At 55.5% G+C, this 20,985-nt stretch carries 17 protein-coding genes, 5 tRNA genes and 1 pseudogene; 15 read left to right on the top strand and 8 right to left on the bottom strand.

The window, feature by feature from the left end; translation table 11 throughout:
* Positions 1–4: 4 nt before the first annotated feature.
* The 15 genes from pncC (at position 5) to BFV64_RS18145 (ending at position 10,638) form a co-directional block, all read left to right on the top strand.
* Positions 5–502, top strand: coding sequence for a nicotinamide-nucleotide amidase (gene pncC / locus BFV64_RS18215; protein WP_023331148.1), 498 nt, complete (start codon positions 5–7; stop codon positions 500–502).
* Positions 503–591: 89 nt separating this feature from the next.
* A complete protein-coding gene (gene recA / locus BFV64_RS18210; protein WP_014884978.1) occupies positions 592–1,650 on the top strand; it encodes a recombinase RecA in 1,059 nt (352 codons plus the stop codon).
* Between the two features lie 68 nt (positions 1,651–1,718).
* Positions 1,719–2,219: a recombination regulator RecX gene (recX, locus tag BFV64_RS18205; RefSeq protein WP_014884977.1), complete on the top strand. Its 501-nt coding sequence runs from the start codon at positions 1,719–1,721 to the stop codon at positions 2,217–2,219.
* Between the two features lie 131 nt (positions 2,220–2,350).
* Positions 2,351–4,978: an alanine--tRNA ligase gene (gene alaS, locus BFV64_RS18200; protein WP_069602332.1), complete on the top strand. Its 2,628-nt coding sequence runs from the start codon at positions 2,351–2,353 to the stop codon at positions 4,976–4,978.
* A gap of 241 nt (positions 4,979–5,219) precedes the next feature.
* Positions 5,220–5,405 carry a carbon storage regulator CsrA gene (gene csrA / locus BFV64_RS18195; protein ID WP_000906486.1) on the top strand — a complete coding sequence of 62 codons (186 nt, stop codon included), beginning with the start codon at positions 5,220–5,222 and terminating at the stop codon, positions 5,403–5,405.
* Positions 5,406–5,747: 342 nt separating this feature from the next.
* A tRNA-Ser gene (locus BFV64_RS18190) sits at positions 5,748–5,840 on the top strand.
* Positions 5,841–5,844: 4 nt separating this feature from the next.
* Positions 5,845–5,921 (top strand) — tRNA-Arg (locus tag BFV64_RS18185).
* Positions 5,922–5,985: 64 nt separating this feature from the next.
* Positions 5,986–6,062 (top strand) — tRNA-Arg (locus BFV64_RS18180).
* A gap of 29 nt (positions 6,063–6,091) precedes the next feature.
* Positions 6,092–6,168 (top strand) — tRNA-Arg (locus BFV64_RS18175).
* A 29-nt stretch (positions 6,169–6,197) separates the two neighbouring features.
* Positions 6,198–6,274: transfer RNA gene (locus BFV64_RS18170), tRNA-Arg, on the top strand.
* A gap of 258 nt (positions 6,275–6,532) precedes the next feature.
* Positions 6,533–7,099 carry a fructose-1-phosphate/6-phosphogluconate phosphatase gene (gene yqaB, locus BFV64_RS18165; protein ID WP_014884975.1) on the top strand — a complete coding sequence of 189 codons (567 nt, stop codon included), beginning with the start codon at positions 6,533–6,535 and terminating at the stop codon, positions 7,097–7,099.
* Entirely contained in the window at positions 7,096–7,524 is a 429-nt protein-coding gene (locus BFV64_RS18160; protein ID WP_014884974.1) for a YqaA family protein, read from the top strand. The genes yqaB and BFV64_RS18160 overlap by 4 nt, the downstream gene beginning before the upstream one ends.
* 83 nt (positions 7,525–7,607) lie before the next feature.
* Positions 7,608–9,152, top strand: a complete 1,545-nt coding sequence (gshA, locus tag BFV64_RS18155) for a glutamate--cysteine ligase (protein WP_023331146.1) — start codon at positions 7,608–7,610, stop codon at positions 9,150–9,152.
* A 152-nt stretch (positions 9,153–9,304) separates the two neighbouring features.
* Complete coding sequence (luxS, locus tag BFV64_RS18150) at positions 9,305–9,820, top strand: S-ribosylhomocysteine lyase (RefSeq protein WP_014884972.1); 516 nt, start codon at positions 9,305–9,307, stop codon at positions 9,818–9,820.
* Positions 9,821–9,873: 53 nt separating this feature from the next.
* Positions 9,874–10,638: an AraC family transcriptional regulator gene (locus tag BFV64_RS18145; protein WP_023331145.1), complete on the top strand. Its 765-nt coding sequence runs from the start codon at positions 9,874–9,876 to the stop codon at positions 10,636–10,638.
* Here the strand turns inward: BFV64_RS18145 and leuA are convergent.
* The 8 genes and pseudogenes from leuA to proV form a co-directional block, all read right to left on the bottom strand.
* Positions 10,625–12,279, bottom strand: a pseudogene (leuA, locus tag BFV64_RS18140) (2-isopropylmalate synthase). The gene BFV64_RS18145 and the pseudogene leuA sit on opposite strands and share 14 nt — an antisense overlap.
* Before the next feature lie 166 nt (positions 12,280–12,445).
* Entirely contained in the window at positions 12,446–13,993 is a 1,548-nt protein-coding gene (gene emrB / locus BFV64_RS18135; RefSeq protein ID WP_014884969.1) for a multidrug efflux MFS transporter permease subunit EmrB, read from the bottom strand.
* Positions 13,994–14,009: 16 nt separating this feature from the next.
* A complete protein-coding gene (emrA, locus tag BFV64_RS18130; protein WP_014884968.1) occupies positions 14,010–15,182 on the bottom strand; it encodes a multidrug efflux MFS transporter periplasmic adaptor subunit EmrA in 1,173 nt (390 codons plus the stop codon).
* 126 nt (positions 15,183–15,308) lie between these two features.
* Entirely contained in the window at positions 15,309–15,839 is a 531-nt protein-coding gene (gene mprA / locus BFV64_RS18125) for a transcriptional repressor MprA (protein WP_014884967.1), read from the bottom strand.
* A gap of 314 nt (positions 15,840–16,153) precedes the next feature.
* Positions 16,154–17,338 carry an MFS transporter gene (locus BFV64_RS18120; RefSeq protein ID WP_014884966.1) on the bottom strand — a complete coding sequence of 395 codons (1,185 nt, stop codon included), beginning with the start codon at positions 17,336–17,338 and terminating at the stop codon, positions 16,154–16,156.
* A 165-nt stretch (positions 17,339–17,503) separates the two neighbouring features.
* Positions 17,504–18,499 (bottom strand): glycine betaine/L-proline ABC transporter substrate-binding protein ProX, encoded by a 996-nt coding sequence (gene proX / locus BFV64_RS18115; RefSeq protein WP_023331143.1) that lies wholly within the window; start codon positions 18,497–18,499, stop codon positions 17,504–17,506.
* A gap of 9 nt (positions 18,500–18,508) precedes the next feature.
* Positions 18,509–19,579 carry a glycine betaine/L-proline ABC transporter permease ProW gene (gene proW, locus BFV64_RS18110; protein ID WP_014884964.1) on the bottom strand — a complete coding sequence of 357 codons (1,071 nt, stop codon included), beginning with the start codon at positions 19,577–19,579 and terminating at the stop codon, positions 18,509–18,511.
* The gene (gene proV, locus BFV64_RS18105) at positions 19,563–20,774 is read right to left on the bottom strand and encodes a glycine betaine/L-proline ABC transporter ATP-binding protein ProV (RefSeq protein WP_063862303.1); all 1,212 of its coding nucleotides are present in this window, start codon (positions 20,772–20,774) and stop codon (positions 19,563–19,565) included. Before proV ends, proW begins: the two co-directional genes overlap by 17 nt.
* Positions 20,775–20,985: the final 211 nt, after the last annotated feature.

Genomic DNA, 20,985 nt, shown 5'->3' with positions numbered 1-20,985 from the left:
GAGAATGACTGACCATGAATTGATGCAGCTTAGCGAGATAGTCGGACTGGCGCTTAAGCAACGCGGGGCGACCCTTACCACCGCGGAATCCTGCACCGGCGGCTGGGTGGCGAAAGCGATTACCGATATTGCCGGCAGTTCCGCCTGGTTTGAACGCGGCTTTGTGACCTACAGTAACGAAGCTAAAGCACAGATGATTGGCGTGCGTGAATCCACGCTGGAACAGCACGGCGCGGTCAGCGAGCCGGTGGTGATCGAGATGGCCATTGGCGCGCTAAAAGAGGCGCGGGCAGATTACGCGATTTCAATCAGCGGCATCGCGGGCCCGGACGGCGGCAGTGACGTGAAGCCCGTAGGCACCGTCTGGTTTGGTTTTGCGACCTCAAAAGGTGAAGGGATCACTCGCCGGGAGTGCTTTAGCGGCGACCGTGAAAGCGTGCGTCGTCAGGCAACGGAATATGCGTTAAAAACGCTCTGGCAACAATTTCTACAAAACACTTGATACTGTATGACCATACAGTATAATTGCACCAACAGAACAGAAATCCACGGTGAAGCACAGTCGCTTCTCCCGGCATGACAGGAGTAATAATGGCTATCGACGAAAACAAACAGAAAGCGTTGGCGGCAGCACTGGGCCAGATCGAAAAGCAATTCGGTAAAGGCTCCATCATGCGCCTGGGTGAAGACCGTACCATGGATGTTGAAACGATCTCCACCGGTTCGCTTTCTCTGGACATCGCGCTGGGCGCGGGCGGTCTGCCAATGGGCCGTATCGTAGAGATCTACGGGCCAGAGTCCTCCGGTAAAACCACCCTGACGCTGCAGGTGATTGCTGCGGCACAGCGCGAAGGTAAAACCTGTGCGTTTATCGATGCCGAGCACGCGCTGGATCCTGTTTATGCGCGTAAACTGGGCGTGGACATCGACAACCTGCTGTGTTCTCAGCCGGACACCGGTGAGCAGGCGCTGGAAATTTGTGACGCGCTGGCGCGCTCTGGTGCTGTTGACGTTATCGTGGTCGACTCCGTTGCTGCACTGACGCCAAAAGCGGAAATCGAAGGTGAAATCGGCGACTCTCACATGGGCCTCGCGGCACGTATGATGAGCCAGGCGATGCGTAAGCTGGCAGGTAACCTGAAGCAGTCCAACACGCTGCTGATCTTCATCAACCAGATCCGTATGAAAATTGGTGTGATGTTCGGTAACCCGGAAACCACAACCGGTGGTAACGCACTGAAATTCTACGCCTCTGTCCGTCTGGATATCCGCCGTATCGGCGCGGTGAAAGAGGGTGAAAACGTCGTTGGTAGCGAAACGCGCGTGAAGGTTGTGAAGAACAAAATCGCCGCACCGTTCAAACAGGCTGAATTCCAGATCCTCTACGGCGAAGGGATTAACTTCTTCGGTGAGCTGGTTGACCTGGGCGTGAAAGAGAAGCTGATTGAAAAAGCGGGCGCCTGGTATAGCTATAACGGTGACAAAATTGGTCAGGGTAAAGCGAATGCGATTTCCTGGCTGAAAGAGAACCCGGCTGCGGCGAAAGAGATTGAGAAGAAGGTGCGTGAGCTTCTGCTGAGCAACCAGGACTCTAAACCTGATTTCGTGGTGGATGCTGCGGATGCTGAAGAAACCAACGAAGACTTTTAAGTCTCTCGTGTAAAGATGAAGGGCTGCTGATGCGGCCCTTTTTGCATTTCTGAATCTGCAGGTTTTATATGAGTGAACCGACCACACGCCGACCCGCCTACTCGCGCTTGCTGGACCGTGCCGTACGTATTCTTGCCGTGCGTGACCACAGCGAACAGGAGCTAAGACGAAAACTGTCAGCGCCTGTCATGAGCAAAAACGGGCCGGAAGAGATTGATGCCACTGCCGAAGATTATGACCGCGTGGTTGCCTGGTGCTATGAACATCATTACCTCGATGACGAACGCTTTGCCGCCCGCTTTCTCGCCAGCCGCGGACGTAAAGGCTACGGTCCTGCACGCATCCGCCAGGAACTGAATCAGAAAGGGGTAGCCCGGGAATCGATTGAAAAAGCGATGCGTGAATGCGACACAGACTGGTGTGAACTGGCGAAAGAGCAGGCGATTCGAAAGTACGGCGAACCGCTGCCGCGTGATTTTTCAGATAAAGTCAAAATCCAGCGCTTTTTGCTCTACCGCGGCTTTCTGATGGAAGATATTCAGGATATCTGGCGCAATTTTGTGGATTGAACGCATGCGGGATTTTACTTCCCACCAAAGAAAACTTATCTTATTCCCACTTTTTCCAGTAGCTGGTCTGTCCAACGGTTTATCGATACAGGCTGGCTGCGACATTTCGTTAGCTTGATTTCAGGATAATTATGAGCAAGAGCACCGCTGAGATCCGTCAGGCGTTTCTCGATTTTTTCCATAGTAAGGGACACCAGGTTGTTGCCAGCAGCTCCCTGGTACCGAACAACGACCCGACTTTACTGTTTACCAACGCCGGGATGAACCAGTTCAAGGATGTGTTCCTTGGTCTCGACAAGCGTAATTATTCCCGCGCCACAACCTCACAGCGTTGCGTGCGTGCGGGCGGTAAACACAACGACCTGGAAAACGTCGGTTACACCGCGCGTCACCACACGTTCTTCGAAATGCTGGGTAACTTCAGCTTCGGCGACTATTTCAAACACGATGCCATTCAATATGCGTGGGAACTGCTGACCGGTGAAAACTGGTTCAACCTGCCGAAAGAGCGTCTGTGGGTTACCGTCTATGAAACCGATGACGAAGCCTACGAAATCTGGGAAAAAGAGGTCGGTATCCCGCGCGAGCGCATTATTCGCATCGGTGATAACAAAGGCGCGCCATACGCGTCTGACAACTTCTGGCAGATGGGTGATACCGGTCCTTGCGGTCCGTGCACCGAGATCTTCTACGATCACGGCGACCACATCTGGGGTGGACCTCCTGGCAGCCCGGAAGAAGACGGCGATCGCTATATTGAGATCTGGAACATCGTCTTCATGCAGTTCAACCGTCAGGCAGACGGTACCATGGAGCCGCTGCCGAAACCGTCCGTTGATACCGGTATGGGCCTGGAGCGTATTGCCGCCGTGCTGCAACACGTTAACTCCAACTACGAAATTGACCTGTTCAGCACCCTGATCAAAGCCGTTGCGGAAGTGACCGGTGCGACCGATCTGAACAACAAATCGCTGCGCGTGATTGCAGACCACATTCGTTCCTGTGCGTTCCTGATTGCCGACGGCGTAATCCCGTCGAATGAAAACCGTGGCTATGTGCTGCGTCGTATCATTCGTCGTGCGATCCGTCATGGCAACATGCTGGGCGCGAAGGACACCTTCTTCTACAAACTCGTTGGGCCACTGATTGGCGTGATGGGTGCAGCCGGTGACGAGCTGAAACGCCAGCAGGCGCAGGTCGAGCAGGTTCTGAAAACCGAAGAAGAGCAGTTTGCCCGTACGCTGGAGCGCGGTCTGGCGCTGCTGGATGAAGAACTGGCAAAACTGAAGGGCGACACGCTGGATGGCGAAACCGCTTTCCGCCTGTACGACACCTACGGCTTCCCGGTTGACCTGACGGCGGACGTTTGCCGTGAGCGTAACATCAAAGTTGACGAAGCGGGCTTCGAAGCCGCGATGGAAGAACAGCGTCGTCGTGCGCGTGAATCCAGCGGTTTCGGCGCAGACTACAACGCGATGATCCGCGTTGATAGCGCGTCTGAATTCAAAGGCTACGACGCACTGGAGCTGACCGGTAAAGTGACCGCCCTGTTTGTTGACGGTAAAGCCGTAGACAGCATCAGTGCAGGTCAGGATGCGGTTGTCATTCTGGACAAAACGCCGTTCTACGCTGAGTCCGGCGGCCAGGTTGGCGATAAGGGCGAACTGAAAGGCAATGGTTTCAGCTTCAGCGTAAGCGACACCCAGAAATTTGGTCAGGCGATTGGTCACCAGGGCAAACTGGTTTCCGGTTCGCTGAAAGTGGGCGAGGGCGTGCAGGCGAATGTTGATGAAGCACGCCGTGCGCGTATTCGTCTGAACCACTCTGCAACCCACCTGATGCACGCTGCCCTGCGCGACGTGCTGGGCACCCATGTTGCACAGAAAGGTTCTCTGGTTAATGACAAAGTGCTGCGTTTCGACTTCTCGCACTTTGAAGCGATGAAACCGTCGGAAATCCGTGCGGTGGAGGATCTGGTGAACGCTCAGATCCGTCGTAACCTGCCGATCGAGACCCATATCATGGACCTCGAGGACGCGAAGAAAAAAGGTGCGATGGCGCTGTTTGGTGAGAAATATGACGAACGTGTTCGCGTACTGAGCATGGGCGACTTCTCGACCGAACTGTGCGGTGGTACTCACGCATCGCGCACCGGTGACATCGGCCTGTTCCGCATCGTTTCCGAGTCGGGTACGGCGGCTGGCGTGCGTCGTATTGAAGCGGTAACCGGTGAAGGCGCAATTGCCAGCCTGCATGCGCAGAGCGATCAGCTGCACGACATCGCGCAGCTGCTGAAAGGCGATAGCCAGAATCTGGGCGAGAAAGTGCGTGTTGCGCTGGAGCGAACCCGTCAGCTGGAAAAAGAGCTCCAGCAGCTGAAAGAACAGGCTGTGGCGCAGGAGAGTGCAAACCTCTCCAGCAAAGCGGTAGACATTAAGGGCGTCAAACTGCTGGTCAGCGATCTGGCGGGCGTTGAGCCTAAGATGCTGCGTACTATGGTCGACGATCTCAAGAACCAGCTTGGTTCTACCGTTATCGTGCTGGCGACAGTGGCAGAAGGTAAGGTTTCTCTGATTGCGGGCGTCTCTAAGGATGTGACCGACCGCGTAAAAGCAGGGGAACTGATTGGTATGGTCGCCCAGCAGGTGGGTGGCAAGGGAGGCGGTCGTCCGGACATGGCGCAAGCCGGTGGTACGGATGCGGCGGCACTTCCGCAAGCTTTGGCCAGCGTAGAAAGCTGGGTGAGCGCGAAACTGTAATAACTACAAAGCACAATCAGACGCCATAGCGGCAACGTTATGGCGTCTTGTTCACTGTGCTATCGATAACGATAAAGTCAGGTTGAGTTTGTGTATATCGGCTAAACTTACGTTTAACAGAATGTGATGCCGTGACTGCTTACACTTTACGTGTTTGTCATCGCTTACTTTTTGGCGTTATATGATGGATAATGCCGGGATACAAGAGACCCGACTCTTTTAATCTTTCAAGGAGCAAAGAATGCTGATTCTGACTCGTCGAGTTGGTGAGACCCTCATGATTGGGGATGAGGTCACCGTGACAGTTTTAGGGGTAAAGGGTAACCAGGTACGTATTGGTGTTAACGCTCCTAAAGAAGTATCTGTCCACCGTGAAGAGATCTACCAGCGTATCCAGGCTGAAAAATCCCAGCAGTCCAGTTACTGATATTGTCGCGTCTCGCTGTCGGGCGAGACGCAACCCTCCTGTCATTTTTCCTGCTCAACGTTACCGTTTCATTTCAACCGCTCTCTTTTTAACCACTCTAATATTCTTAACGCGCCCCAACCCCAGCCTTTCTACAAACGTTTTTTGAGAAGTTCGATGCAAAATCCGCTTATAAAACACCCTCTTTGCGGGTTTTACATGCGAATTGCGTGTGATTTGTGCAAACGATAAAAGCTTTTGGAAAATTGTTTGACTTATAAGTCCCAGAAAGTAATATATGCGCCACGCAGCGACGAGAAGCTCTTAACGAGTTACTCGAAGCACTCGAAAGAGGCGTTGTGTGGTGAGGTGGCCGAGAGGCTGAAGGCGCTCCCCTGCTAAGGGAGTATGCGGTCAAAAGCTGCATCCGGGGTTCGAATCCCCGCCTCACCGCCATTTTGCATCCGTAGCTCAGCTGGATAGAGTACTCGGCTACGAACCGAGCGGTCGGAGGTTCGAATCCTCCCGGATGCACCATCTATTACTTCATATTGCTTTCGAAGTGATATGAATATCGAGCAGTACAGTAGTAAATCCCGATGCATCCGTAGCTCAGCTGGATAGAGTACTCGGCTACGAACCGAGCGGTCGGAGGTTCGAATCCTCCCGGATGCACCATTTACTATTTCTGAAAGCAGTTCCCTGATGCATCCGTAGCTCAGCTGGATAGAGTACTCGGCTACGAACCGAGCGGTCGGAGGTTCGAATCCTCCCGGATGCACCATTTACTGTTTCTTAAAGCATTTCCCTGATGCATCCGTAGCTCAGCTGGATAGAGTACTCGGCTACGAACCGAGCGGTCGGAGGTTCGAATCCTCCCGGATGCACCATATTCTCCGAGATAACAGCCATACTGTTGTTTCAAGGTCTGCGAGTTAAACGCAAGCACCAGGGAGGATAACGTTGCTTCAGCAACGGCCCGTAGGGCGAGGCGTAGCCGAGTAATCCTCCCGGATGCACCATCTCTTCTTATCGTCCCCTTCGATGTTTAGTTCTTAATCACTCTCATTGTTATCACTTCGCAATCAGCGACAAAAACCACCATTTACGATAAAGTAATGCTTTGTTAATCGTTTAGCGAGAGCACGATGTACGCACAGTATGACGGTTTGATCTTCGATATGGATGGCACCCTGCTGGATACCGAACCCACGCATCGTCAAGCCTGGACCGAGGTCCTGGGCCGCTACGGTATGCGTTTCGACCTGCAGGCGATGATAGCCCTCAACGGATCCCCAACCTGGCGTATTGCGCAGGCCGTGATTGAACTGAATCAGGCCGATCTCGACCCCTACCTGCTCGCGCGCGAAAAAACCGATGCGGTTAAAGCCATACTGTTAGACACCGTACAACCTTTACCCCTTATCGACGTGGTTAAAGCGTGGCACGGACGTCGCCCTATGTCTGTCGGCACGGGCAGCGAGAGCGCGATTGCAGAAGCCTTGCTCAACCATCTTGGCCTGCGCCACTATTTTTCAGCTGTCGTCGCTGCCGATCATGTTAAGCGTCACAAGCCAGCACCGGACACCTTCCTGCTCTGCGCAGAATTAATGGGCGTACCGGCGGCAAAATGCGTCGTGTTTGAGGATGCCGATTTTGGTATCCAGGCCGCACGTGATGCCGGAATGGATGCGGTGGATGTGCGCTTACTGTGAGTGACGCATTGTCACTTGCCTCATTATTCGCCAGCAGTTTTTTAAGCGCCACGCTGTTACCGGGAAATTCGGAAGTGGTGCTGGTGGCGATGTTGTTGTCCGGCGTCAGTCAGCCCTGGCTACTTGTATTAATAGCAACAATGGGTAATAGCCTTGGAGGACTGACTAACGTTATTCTTGGGCGTTTCTTTCCGCTGCGCAAAACGTCGCGCTGGCAGGAAAAGGCAGTTGGCTGGCTAAAACGCTATGGCGCTGCCACGCTGTTATTAAGCTGGATGCCTGTAATAGGCGATTTACTGTGTCTGCTGGCGGGATGGATGCGCATCTCCTGGGGACCGGTGCTCTTTTTTTTGTGCCTTGGCAAGGCGTTGCGCTATGTTCTCGTGGCGTGGGCAACACTACAGGGTATGACGTGGTGGCACTAATTGGTGGAATGAATACGCGACCTTCAATCGTCAACCATTACAATTATGCTGAGTAACATTACTTTGACAGGCGGGAGGTCAATTTGATCCCGGACGTATCTCAGGCGCTGGCCTGGCTGGAAAACCACCCTCAGGCTCTGAAGGGTATTCAGCGTGGTCTTGAGCGTGAAACGCTGCGCGTTAACGCGGACGGTAGCTTAGCGACGACGGGTCACCCGAAGGCGTTAGGCTCGGCGCTGACACATAAATGGATCACAACCGATTTCGCTGAAGCGCTGCTGGAGTTCATCACGCCGGTGGACGGCGATATTGATCACATGCTGACAATCCTGCGCGATATTCATCGCTATACGGCGCGCAATCTTGGTGACGAGCGTATGTGGCCGCTCAGCATGCCGTGCTATATCGAACAGGGCCAGGAGATTGAGCTGGCGCAGTACGGCACGTCAAATATCGGTCGGCTGAAAACGCTCTATCGTGAAGGTCTGAAAAATCGCTACGGCGCATTGATGCAGACCATCTCTGGCGTGCACTACAATTTCTCGCTGCCGATGGCGTTCTGGCAGGCGAAAGGGGGAGAAACGGACAAAGAAGCGATCTCAGCCGGGTATTTCCGTCTGATCCGCAACTATTACCGTTTCGGCTGGGTGATCCCGTATCTCTTTGGCGCGTCACCTGCCATTTGCTCTTCGTTCCTGCAGGGGAAACCCACCACGCTGCCGTTCGAAAAGACCGAGTGCGGCATGTACTATCTCCCGTACGCGACGTCTCTTCGCATGAGCGATCTGGGCTATACCAATAAATCGCAAAGCAATCTCGGTATTACGTTTAACGAATTGCACGAATATGTGGCAGGATTGAAGCGGGCGATCAAAACCCCGTCGGAAGAGTACGCGAAAATCGGCCTCGAAAAAGACGGCAAACGCCTGCAAATCAACAGCAACGTGTTGCAGATTGAAAACGAACTGTATGCGCCAATTCGTCCTAAGCGCGTGACGCGCAGCGGTGAAACCCCGTCGGATGCGCTACAGCGCGGCGGCATTGAATACATTGAAGTACGTTCGCTGGATATCAACCCGTTCTCACCGATTGGCGTTGATGAGCAGCAGGTTCGCTTCCTGGATCTGTTTATGGTCTGGTGTGCGCTGGCGGATGCGCCGGAAATGAGTGCAGACGAACTGCTTTGCACCCGTACAAACTGGAATCGCGTGATTCTGGAAGGGCGTAAGCCTGGTCTGACGCTGGGTATTGGCTGCGAAACGGCACAGTTCCCGCTGACCAAAGTGGGTAAAGATCTGTTCCGTGACCTGAAGCGTGTTGCCCGGACTCTGGACAGCATTGACGGCGGCGACGCCTACCAACAGATCTGCGACCAGTTGGTAGAGTGCTTCGATAACCCGGAACTAACATTCTCAGCACGCATTCTGCGTTCTATGATTGATCAGGGCATTGGTGGTACCGGGCGTGCACTCTCCGCGGAGTACCGTGAGATGCTGATGCAGGAGCCATTACAGATCCTGCGCGAAGCGGATTTTGAAGCAGAACGCGATGCGTCCGTGGTGCGTCAGAAAGAAGTTGAAGCGGCGGATACGGAGTCGTTTGAAGCGTTTCTGGCGAAACAGGCTTGAACCAAAAGAAAAAGGCCACATCGCTGTGGCCAAAATATACATCTCTGAATTCAGGGATGATGATAACAAATGCGCGTCTTTCATATACTCAGACGCGCATTGTGTAGAAGAGTTCAGTTTATTTTAAAAAAAATCACTATCGGAGGTGACGTATGCCGTTATTAGATAGCTTTACTGTCGACCATACCCGTATGGAAGCACCTGCAGTCCGCGTGGCAAAGACCATGCACACCCCGCACGGCGACACAATCACCGTCTTCGATCTGCGCTTCTGCGTGCCGAACAAAGAAGTGATGCCAGAGAAAGGCATTCACACGCTGGAGCACCTGTTCGCCGGATTTATGCGCGACCACCTGAACGGTAACGGCGTTGAGATTATCGATATCTCTCCGATGGGCTGCCGTACCGGTTTCTACATGAGCCTGATCGGTCAGCCGGAAGAGAAACGCGTTGCAGACGCGTGGAAAGCAGCCATGGAAGACGTGCTGAAGGTGAAAGAGCAGAACCAGATCCCAGAGCTGAACGTTTACCAGTGCGGGACTTACCAGATGCACTCTCTGGAAGAAGCGCAGGACATCGCTCGTCACATCATCGAGCGTGATGTTCGCGTGAACAGCAACGAAGAGCTGGCCCTGCCGAAAGAAAAACTGCAGGAACTGCACATCTAGTGCATCTTTTCCCTCTCCCTCCGGGAGAGGGTAGGGTGAGGGTTGTTTAGCCCATGACCACAACCTCAACGTTCTCCTTTACCCATCGTCCCCTTGTTCCGTTTGCCCATGATTACGTTCATGGCGACAGTGAGCCATGGCACCAGCACGAATGCGCGCAGCTGCTGCACAGCCTGACGGGCGTCGTGCGGGTCGAAACGGCATCTGGCTGTTGGGTGGTACCCCCCGGACGCGGCGTCTGGCTTCCTGCGGGGACACAACACGCCCTGCGCATCACCGGTAGCGTTGCGGCGCGAGCGCTGTTTATCGATCCACTGGCGCGAGCCGATCTCCCGGCCACGTGCCAGATCGTGCAGATCTCGCCCCTGTTGCGCGAGCTGATCCTCGCCGCCCTCTCACTGCCTGAATCGTACTCACCGGGAAGCCGTGACGAGCGCGTGTATGAACTCATTCTGGATGAACTTCGCATCATGCCGGTGCTGCCGTTTCATCTGCCGGAGCCGGAAAGTGAACCGTTACGACAGCTGTGCCGACAGATCCGTCAGTCGCCAGGAGAGAGCTGGAACAGTCAACAGAGCGCGAGCGCGCTTGGCATGAGCGAGCGCACGCTGAACCGTCATTTTCAGCAGCAGACGGGATTACGCTACAGCGAGTGGGTGAGAAGGGCGCGGCTGCTGGAAGCCTTAGTGCGGCTGGCGCAGGGCCAGCCGGTATTAGGTGTGGCGCTGGATCTGGGGTACGGCAGCCACAGCGCCTTTACGGCCATGTTCCGCCGGGTGATGGGTATCTCACCCAGCGATTATTTTAAGAACGACTGACCGCATTAAAGAGCGCCTGAAGCGATGCGCGTGCAACGTCGCTATCAATGCCTACGCCCCAGCGGCTGGTACCGTCCTGGAACAGACAGCGAATGTATGCCACCGAGCGGCTGTCGCTGCGTTCACCCAGCGTGTGTTCGTGATAATCCTTAATTACAAACGGCGCGTTGATCCAGCGGCTCAGGCCATGAGCGGCAGCGGACAGCAAGCCATTCCCGTGTCCCTCAAGCTGACGCGTCCCCCCTGCGTTGTGACGCTTGCCGTTAAACGCAACTGGCCATCCTGCTGACTGTCGCTGCGGTACGATTGCAGCGCAAACTGCGGTGTTTCCACCAGACCGTAGCGGGTGCGGAACAGCTGCCACAGTGCATTTTGCGTCATCTCTTTTCCGTGGCGGTCGGTTTCCTGCTGCACGTGCTGGCTGAAATCCTGCTGCAGGGCGCGGGGCAGTTTCAGCCCATGATTTTGCTCGATAAGCCACGCGCTACCGCTTTTCCCTGACTGGCTGTTCACTCGGATCACCGCTTCATAGGTGCAGCCGATATCCTGAGGGTCAACAGGCAGGTAGGGCATCTCCCAGCGCTCGCCAGGCTTGCGGGCATCAAAGCCTTTTTTGATCGCGTCCTGGTGCGAACCGGAGAAGGCGGTATAGGCCAGCCGTCCTGCCCACGGATGGCGCGGGTGTACCGGCAGCTGGTTGCAGGTTTCCACCACTTCCACCACCCGGTTCATATCGCTAAAGTCCAGGCCGGGGCTAACGCCCTAGCTGTAGAGGTTCATCGCCAGCGTCACCAGGCAGACGTTGCCCGTCCGCTCGCCGTTACCAAACAGACAGCCCTCGACGCGGTCAGCCCCGGCCATGACGGCCAGCTCCGCGCTGGCGACGCCGGTGCCGCGGTCGTTATGCGGATGCACGCTGATGCAGACGTCGGCGCGGCGGCTGAAGTGACGGCAGAAATATTCAATCTGATCGGCATAGACGTTTGGCGTACTGACTTCAACGGTGGCCGGTAAGTTGATGATCATCGGACGCGCATCGCACGGCTGCCAGATCTCTGCCACGGCCTCACAAATTTCCAGCGCAAACTCCGGCTCGGTAAAACAGAAGGTTTCCGGTGAATATTCATACTGCCAGTGGGTATCCGGGTTCTCTTCACACAGCTGACGAATAAGGCGGGTGGAGCGCGTAGCCAGCTCGACGATTTGCGCCTTCTCCATGCCAAACACCAGACGACGGAACAGCGGGGCGGTGGCGTTATAAAGATGTACCGTGGCCTGCTTTGCGCCGCGCAGGGACTCAAAGGTGCGGACGATCAGATCTTCCCGCGCCTGCGTGAGCACCTGAATGGTGACATCATCCGGGATGCGGTTCTCTTCAATCAGCTGGCGAACAAAGTTGAAGTCCGTCTGTGAGGCGGAAGGAAAGGCGACCTCAATCTCCTTAAAGCCGCAGCTCAGCAGAAGATCCCAAAACTGCAGCTTGCGGGCGCTGTCCATCGGCTCGGCCAGCGCCTGGTTGCCGTCTCGTAAGTCGGTTGAGAGCCAGCGCGGCGCGCGGGTGATGCGCTTCTCCGGCCAGCGGCGATCGGGCAGAGAGAGAGTAGGGTAAGGCGTGTATTTGTCTGCGGGTGTGTTCAGCATGGTGCGCTCCTGTTGTCTTTTCACTATCGTGACGAGATTTCAGGCGCGCTGCTTTATCGGAAATGACAATTGCTATCGCGTTTTGGACAACCGGGCCTGCGGATGGCGGCCCGGTTATCGTAGGCCGGGTAAGGCGTAGCCGCCACCCGGCAACCGCCGCAGAGGACTAGTGCGCGCCACCGCCCCCGCCACCGGCACCAAACGGTGGTCTGGCAAACCACACCAGCCCCAGCAGGACGATGAAGATCCCTGCCGAAATCCAGAAAATCTCGTTGGCCGAGATAATCAGTCCCTGGCTGGTGATCTGCTGGGCAATCCAGCCGGATGCCTGCTGCTCCGTCATCCCCATGCCCTGCAGCTGGCTGTACATCTGCTGGGCATTCGGGTTGTACGGATTCACCGCTTCGGTCAGCTGGGCATGGTGCATCGATTCACGGTTCGTCCACAGGGTGGTGGTGATCGACGTCCCGATGGAGCCCGCCAGCGTTCGGGTGAAGTTCGACAGGCTCGACGCCGCCGCCAGACGCTCAGGGGGTAAGCCGGAGAGCGTGATGGTGGTTAGCGGCATAAAGAAGCACGCGACCGCGAAGCCCTGAATAAACTGCGGCCACGCCGAGGCGCCAAAGTCCATTCCCGGCTCGAAGGTATACGCACGCCAGTAGAAGCACACCGCGTACATGATGAAACTGAACGTCACCAGACGACGCATGTCGAGCTTATGGGCGAAGCGCCCAATGATCGGCGACAGCAGAACCGGGATCACCCCAACAGGTGCAGACGCCAGCCCCGCCCAGGTTGCGGTATAGCCATACACCTCCTGCAACAGCTGTGGCAGCAGAACAATCGCGCCGAAGTAGAGCATATAGGCGAGGCTGATACACAGACAGCCGATGGTGAAGTTTCGCGACTTAAACAGCGAGAGATCGACTATCGGGTTGTCGTCCGTCAGCTCCCAGACAATCAGGAAGCTGAGCGACACCACCGCGACAATGGTCAGGATGACGATCTCCTGCGAGTTGAACCAGTCGAGCTCTTTACCCCGGTCGAGCATGATCTGCAGGCTACCGATACCCAGGATCAGCAGCGCCAGCCCGATGCTGTCGATACGCCGCTGTTCGGTGCGCGTCTCTCGTCCCCGCAGCGATTGCAGCGTCATTAATACCACGACGGCGCCAATCGGTACGTTGATGAAGAAGATCCAGCCCCAGTGATAGTTATCGCTGATGTATCCGCCGAGAATGGGTCCGCAGATAGGCGCGACGATCACGGTCATTGACCAGAGCGCCAGCGCGACGGAGCGTTTCGCAGGGGGATAGTTGCTCAGCAGCAAACTCTGGGAAAGCGGGATCAGCGGCCCGGCGACAATCCCCTGAATGACGCGGAAGAAAATCAACATCGTCAGGCTGTTTGACATGCCGCATGCCCAGGAGGCCAGCACAAACGCCACCGTAGACCACAGGAACAGCTTCACCTCACCGACGCGCTTTGCCAGCCAGCCGGTGATCGGAATGGAGATGGCGTTTGCCACCCCGAATGAGGTAATGACCCAGGTCCCCTGGCTCAGCGACGAGCCAAGGTTACCGGCGATGGTCGGGATCGCCACGTTTGCGATGGTGGAGTCCAGCACCTGCATGAATGTCGCCAGCGACAGCGCAATGGTCATAATGACCAGCTGCGCGCCTTCCAGCGGTTTTTGCGGCTTTTGCTGTTGCATAACGCTCACCTTCGGATTAACCGGCGTTTGCCTTCACGATGTCATCGATCAGCTTGTTGACCGGATCGAGGCTAATTTCACGGGCGTTACTTTCATAAGCCGGGCTGCTACGCACCTGGCTTGCCAGGATCTGACCGTCGCGGTTCGCGGTGTCAACCGTCACAAGCGTTGAGAGGCCGATACGCAGCGGGTGATCCGCCAGCTGTTTTGCATCCAGTTCAATACGCACAGGCAGACGCTGAACCACTTTGATCCAGTTACCGGTGGCGTTCTGCGCAGGCAGCAGGGAGAAGGCGCTGCCGGTACCCATGTCCAGGCCAACCACTTTCCCGGTGTACTTCACGTCATCGCCGTAGATGTCGCTGACAACCGTCGCGGTCTGGCCGATACGCATATGGGCAAGTTGCGTCTCTTTAAAGTTAGCGTCTACCCACAGATTGTCTGCCGGAACGACCGCCATCAGCGGCGTGGTCGGGCTGATCTGCGCCCCAGGCTGAACGGAACGGCGGGAGACATAGCCGGTCATCGGGCTGACGATTTTGGTACGCTGCAGGGCTAGCCATGCGTTACGCACTTCAGTCGCCGCCTGCTGCACGGCGGGCTGGTTTTCAAGGCTGGTGCCCAGCACCATTGCCTGGTTGGCATTGTACTGTTGAATCGCCACATCCAGCTGCGCCTGAGCGCTGGCAACGGCATCGCGGGCGTGTTGCAGCTCTTCACGGCCAATCAGGTTGGCGGTGCCGAGCGGTACGCGGCGGTTGAGGTCGCTCTGCGCCTGTGCGAGTGCAGTTTTCTGCACGTCGATATTGGCCTGCAGCTGTTTGCTGTTGATCATCAGCTGGCGGGTCTGACGAACGCTGGAGGCCAGCGCGGTCTGGGCTTTCTCAAATGCCTGCTGCGCGTCAGTCGGATCGAGGGTGACCAACACATCGCCTTTTTGCACAAAGTCGGTATTGTCAGCCCAGACTTTCGTCACGCTGCCCGACACCTGCGCCATAATCTGTACCTGGTTCCCTGCCACGTAGGCGTCGTCTGTCTCTTCAGCATGACGCAATACTAAAAACCAATAGATCCCATATGCCACGGCAATAATAATAAAGAGCAAGGTCAACAGAAGAAGGGCACTTTTACGTTTGCCTTTCTTGTTGGCCGGTTGCTGCGGGTTAGTGCTCTCCGCATTTGCGCTCATTGTTGTTCTCCACGATCTTCTTATTTTCACATCGGCTGAGCCGACCTGTTGTCAGAAAGGCCAGCAGTGTGACGTGCTGGCCTGTCGGTTTTCTTATGAATCTGGATTGTTGAGCGTGTCGTCGCGTTAGCGCAGCGCCTCAAGAATGGCGCCATCTTCATCCATCTGATCCAGACGGGTGAGCAGCTTGCGCGTGATGTGCTCAAGCTGGTCGCGCTCGGCGGTGCTGAGGGCAGACCAGAGTTTGTGCAGGCAATTGTGCTGAGGTGGCAGTACCTCACGCAGGAATTCGTGACCTTTGTCGGTCAGTTGCAGATGCAGGCAACGACGATCGTTGTCGCTTTCACGGCGTTCAATCCAGCCGCGCTTTTCCAGCTCATCGGCAATACGGGTTGCGTTGGTACGGGAAGAGCCCAGCGCGCAGCTCAGCTCAGAAGGCTGAATACTGTGGTTTTCCTGAGACTCCAGCGTAATCAACGCCATAAACAACGTCTCGTTAATCCCTTGAGCTTTCAGCATCTTATTACGGTTTTCCAGTAGCTTACCCTGCATGTGCATGCACAGGCGAGTCAGCAGGATTTCCTGATACGGGAAGTCCTCATGGCGACTGGCGCGGAATTTAAGCATTTGTTCAATGGGCGTAAACGAACTATCCATTTGGGCATAACCTCATTAATTACAGCCGATATAGTAACGATAGTGACAAATAATGTAAATGAATTATTTGTGCGGTTATATCCGCCAAATGAATGTCACCGTCAGAAAGCGCCGGGTAAGTCCGTGACCCGGAGAGCACAGAAAGAGTAGGGTGTGAACCCGTAGAAGAGAGGATGTGAGGACGGGGGTCTGAACTATTCATGCCAATTGTAGATATGTCACCCACATTAAAATTTCTGGGATAAATGATTACGTTTACATTAACAGACTGCAGGGCCCCTTTATACCCTAAGAGGCCCAAAGCAATGTAAAACTTAGTGAATCGCCTCCTGGCGATGGTAGCCGCGCCACCATACAAGAAGGTTGAGCGCGGCAACGATGGCCCCAATCCCACACACGCCCGACCAGCCAGCATGCTGCCACGCCGACGCTGAAATTAATGAACCGGCAGCACCACCAATGAAGTAGCTGGTCATGTATCCGGCGGTGAGGCGATTACGCGCTTCGGGTTTCACGCGATAAATCACGGTCTGATTAGTAATGTGGACACCCTGTACGGTGAGGTCGAGTACCAGAATACCGACGATCAGCGCCAGCACCGAGACGTGTCCATACCAGATCGCCGCCCATGAGAGCAGGAGCAAAACCAGCCCGGCGGTGGTGGTCAAATGTGATTTGCCTTTGTCGGCCAGCCCACCCGCCGGACGCGCGCCCAGCGCGCCCGCAGCACCGGCCAGGCCGAACAGACCAATGACGCCTTCAGAATAGTTAAACGGCGGTGCCGCGAGCAGAAACGCCATTGAGGTCCAGAGAATACTGAAGTTGGCGAAGGTCAAACATCCCAGCAGGGCGCGGGTGCGCAGGAGTTTATCCTGAGTGAACAGGCTGAACACGGAGGCCAGAAGCTGCGGATAGTTAAGATGGTTCTCTTGCTTCACCTTCGGCAGGCCGCGCCACAGCGCCAGCGCCATCACCACCATTAACACGCTCGCCACCCAGTAAACGGTGCGCCAGCCGCCGAGGCTTGCCAGTAGTCCTGCCACGGTACGCGCCAGCAAAATCCCCAGCAGCAGGCCGCTCATGATGGTGCCCACTACCTTGCCACGTTTGTCCGGGGAGGCCAGCGTCGCGGCGAGGGGTACCAGGATTTGCGCGACGACGGAGAACAGCCCTGTCAGCGCGGTACCGACGATCATCATCGTCAGCGACTGGCTGCTGGCGGTGATCAGCATGCCACCTGCCGCCAGCAGCGTCATCGAAACAATCAGCATCCGGCGTTCAAACATATCGCCAAGCGGTACCAGGAACAGCAACCCGGCGGCGTAGCCGAGCTGTGCCGCCGTCACGATGAAGCCAGCGGAACTGGCAGAAAGGTTGAACGCGCGGGCGATAGTGTCGAGAAGGGGTTGCGCGTAATAGTTGCTGGCGACGGCCAGACCCGTTGCCACGGACATTAAAAGGATAAGTGCGGGGCTAAGCCCTGGAGTTGTTTTTGTCATGAGTTTCAGGAATCGTTCGTTAAGTGATTATTTTTCCGGAAACCATAATAGCGAATGATTGTTAAGGTGGGGGGATTGTTGGGTGATGGATTGTGCGGTTTAGGGGGAGCGTGCGGTCTGGTGCCCTCACCCTGGCCCTCTCCCACAGGGAGAGGGCTAAGGACTTTACTTCTGCGCCGCAAGCGCCTCTTTCACCCAGCCGTCAAACTGCTGCTGGTGGGCTTTGATCCAGCCGTCGACGTGACCTTTGACATCCGCTTCAGACGATTTGCCCGCATGCATCATGGCGTTCTGAGCATTGATATCCGCCAGCGGCAATTTCATTACCGAGAACAATTTTGCTGCCGCCGGGTTTTTCTCGGCCCAGGCTTTGTTCGCCACAATGTGCATGGTATTCACCGGGAAGCCATAGTTCATGCCGTTCGGCAGTTTGGTGTCGATATCTTTCTGCTCGCCCGGCAGGGAGGAGAATGGCACCTGCAGCCACACCACGTCTTTACCCGGCTTCAGCACGTCGCTCACCCAGTACGGCGTCCAGGTGTAGTAGATCACCGGTTTACCCTCTTTGAACCGGGCAATGGTGTCGGCCATCATCGCCGAATAGTTGCCGTGGCTGACATCAACCGTCTTCGCCAGGTCATAGGCTTTGTTCTGGTGATTAATCACCGCTTCACAGCCCCAGCCCGGTGAGCAACCCATCATGTCTGCTTTACCGTCACCGTTGGTGTCGAACAGTTTGGCGATCTTCGGATCTTTCAGCTGTTCAATATTGGTGATGTGGTACTTATCGGCGGTTTTCTTGTCGATCAGATAACCCTGCGCTGCACCGGTTACGAAGGTGCCTTCACGATAGAATTTCTTGTCGCCACCGGCGGCGGCATACATATCGTCGTGCAGCGGCTGCCAGTTCACCGCGGTAAAGGTGGCATCACCGGAGGCAATCGAGGTGTAGCCCACGTTGTAATCCACTTCGCTCGGCGTGTTGACCGTGTAGCCCAGTTTTTCCAGGGCTCGGCTGACGATGAGCGTCTGGAAGCTCTCTTCCGAAATGGTGCTCTGCACCGGCTGCACGGTGATGCCTTTACCCGGCAGGTCAGCTGCAAACGTGCTGGTGGAGACAAGGGTGGCAAACGCTGTGGCAAAAAGTACGTTATGTCGCATCGTTGTTCCTTATTTTGATTTCGTGAAAGGGCGGGTGAATAACCCGACAGGGCCGGTGGTATACCAGCGACGGTTGCCGCGACTGCGTGAATCACGACCGACAGCCTGTGTCAGGCGGTCAAGAATAATGGCGAGGATCACAATGCCCACGCCGCCGACGGTAGCCAGCCCCATGTCGAGACGGCCAATACCGCGCAGCACCATCTGGCCCAGACCGCCCACGGCGATCATTGAGGCAATGACCACCATCGACAGCGCCAGCATCAGCGTCTGGTTAACGCCTGCCATGATGGTCGGCATCGCCAGCGGGAGCTGAACCTTAAACAGCATCTGACGCGGGCTGGCACCAAACGAGCGTGACGCTTCGATCAGATCGGCCGGCACCTGGTTAATGCCCAGGATGGTCAGACGAATAATCGGCGGCAGGGCGAAGATAATGGTTACCACCACGCCCGGCACGTTACCGATACCGAACAGCATTACGATAGGCACCAGATAGACGAATGCCGGTGTGGTCTGCATCGCATCCAGCAGCGGACGAATGATCTTCGCCGCCCGCGGGCTACGTGCCAGCCAGATCCCCATCGGCAGGCCGATGACAATACAGAAGAGCAGGGCGGTCAGCACCAGTGCCAGGGTGATCATCGCCTGCGACCAGGCGCCAATGGCGCCAATGGCAATCAGCGAAATCAGCGTGGCGATCCCCATTCCTGCGCTACCGAACTGCCAGGCGATCAGCGAGAACAAAACGATCGCGACCGGCGCTGGCATACCGAGCATCAGCTGCTGGAAGCCGTTGAGGATGTAATCCACCGGGACGCGGATCCCCTGAAAGAGCGGACGAAAATGCGTTACTACCCAGTCGATCCCCTCCGTGACCCAGCTATCGAGTGGGATCAGCGTTTTATGGAACGGATCCATAATGTTGAAGTGTTCTGGCGCAGGCGCAGGTGCGCTGTTGAGCCAGTCCGCCGCGCCACCGCCATCGGCAGGTGCTGGCGTGGAGCCCCACGCATCGGCAGATTGCGCAGCGCTGTCCGCTGCTTCAGTGGTGCCCCACGGGTTAGATTGATCGGTCATTGTTTGCTCCCTCGCGATCTAAAGCCTGCAGCAACATGCGTTTTGAGATGATGCCGACGTACTGTTGTTCTTCCCCGACGACCGGAACGGCACACGGTGCCTGGCCGACGTGGGAGAGCAACTCGCTGAGCGGCGTTTCGGCGTCCACGGCAAGGGGAGCGTCAATTAACGCCGCATCGATTCCCTGATTTTCTCTAAGGGCGGTTTTCAGGGAGTCGATGGAGACAATGCCGACAAATTTATTGCCGCGTTCAACCAGATAACCGTATTCACGGTCTTCGTCCTGCAGAAGCTTAAGCGCGGAGCGTGGACCGAAACCTGGCGTTTTACGGATAATGCCGTTTGGCGTTCGACGGGCAATATCTTTCGCGCTAAACACATGGCTAATATCCACGCCGCGGAAGAAGGTACGCACGTAATCATTTGCCGGATTATTCAGTATTTCATCCGGCGTGCCGACCTGCACCACCTCACCATTTTGCATAATGGCAATTCGGTCGCCAATACGCATGGCTTCATCTAAATCATGGGAAATAAAGACAATGGTTCGCTGATGTTTTGCCTGTAATTTTACCAGCTCATCCTGCATCTCGGTGCGAATTAACGGGTCGAGTGCGGAGAAGGCTTCATCCATTAATAATATGTCTGGATTAATGGCTAATGCGCGGGCTAAACCCACACGCTGACGCATCCCGCCGGAAAGTTCATCCGGGTAGGCGTGAGCATAATTTTCGAGCCCAACCTGACGCAGCGCATCAAGCGCTTTTTCCTGACGTTCTTGCGCAGCAACGCCCGCTAATTCCATACCGAAAGCGGCATTATCCAGCACCGTCATATGCGGCATTAGCGCGAATGACTGGAACACCATTGCAATCTTCTTTCTGCGCACCTCGCGGAGCTCTGCGTCTGATATTCTGGCGATATCCACGCCGTCAATCAGCACCTGTCCGCGGGTGGGTTCAATCAGGCGATTGAGAAGGCGAACCATAGTGGATTTACCCGAACCGGATAACCCCATGATGACAAAAATCTCGCCTTCTTCAATGGCCAGACTGGCGTCTTTAACGCCAAGCGATAGCCCGGTTTTTTCCAGAATTTGCTCTTTCGTAAGGCCTTTTTCAATATATTTGAATGCGCGCTGTGGATGCTCGCCAAATACTTTATAAAGATTTTTCACTTCTAATTTAATTGCCATGCAATAGAGAGTGTCCTGTTATTTGTTTATGCCAATATGATTACCATGGTAAATTGTTAACGGGCATAACCCTAACATACTGAGAATCTGAGACAACCCTGCGTTTGCTTATGGTGGGGATTTTCAGGTAAGCGAAACGGCTGAATTTCCCATGAGTAAAGGGCTGAGCGTCATTTGAGTTTTTCTTAAATTTTTGCTGCTGCATCGGGGA

Source organism: Enterobacter kobei (assembly GCF_001729765.1).
Lineage (GTDB): Bacteria > Pseudomonadota > Gammaproteobacteria > Enterobacterales > Enterobacteriaceae > Enterobacter > Enterobacter kobei.
This window is presented reverse-complemented; position numbering and strand designations above follow the sequence as displayed.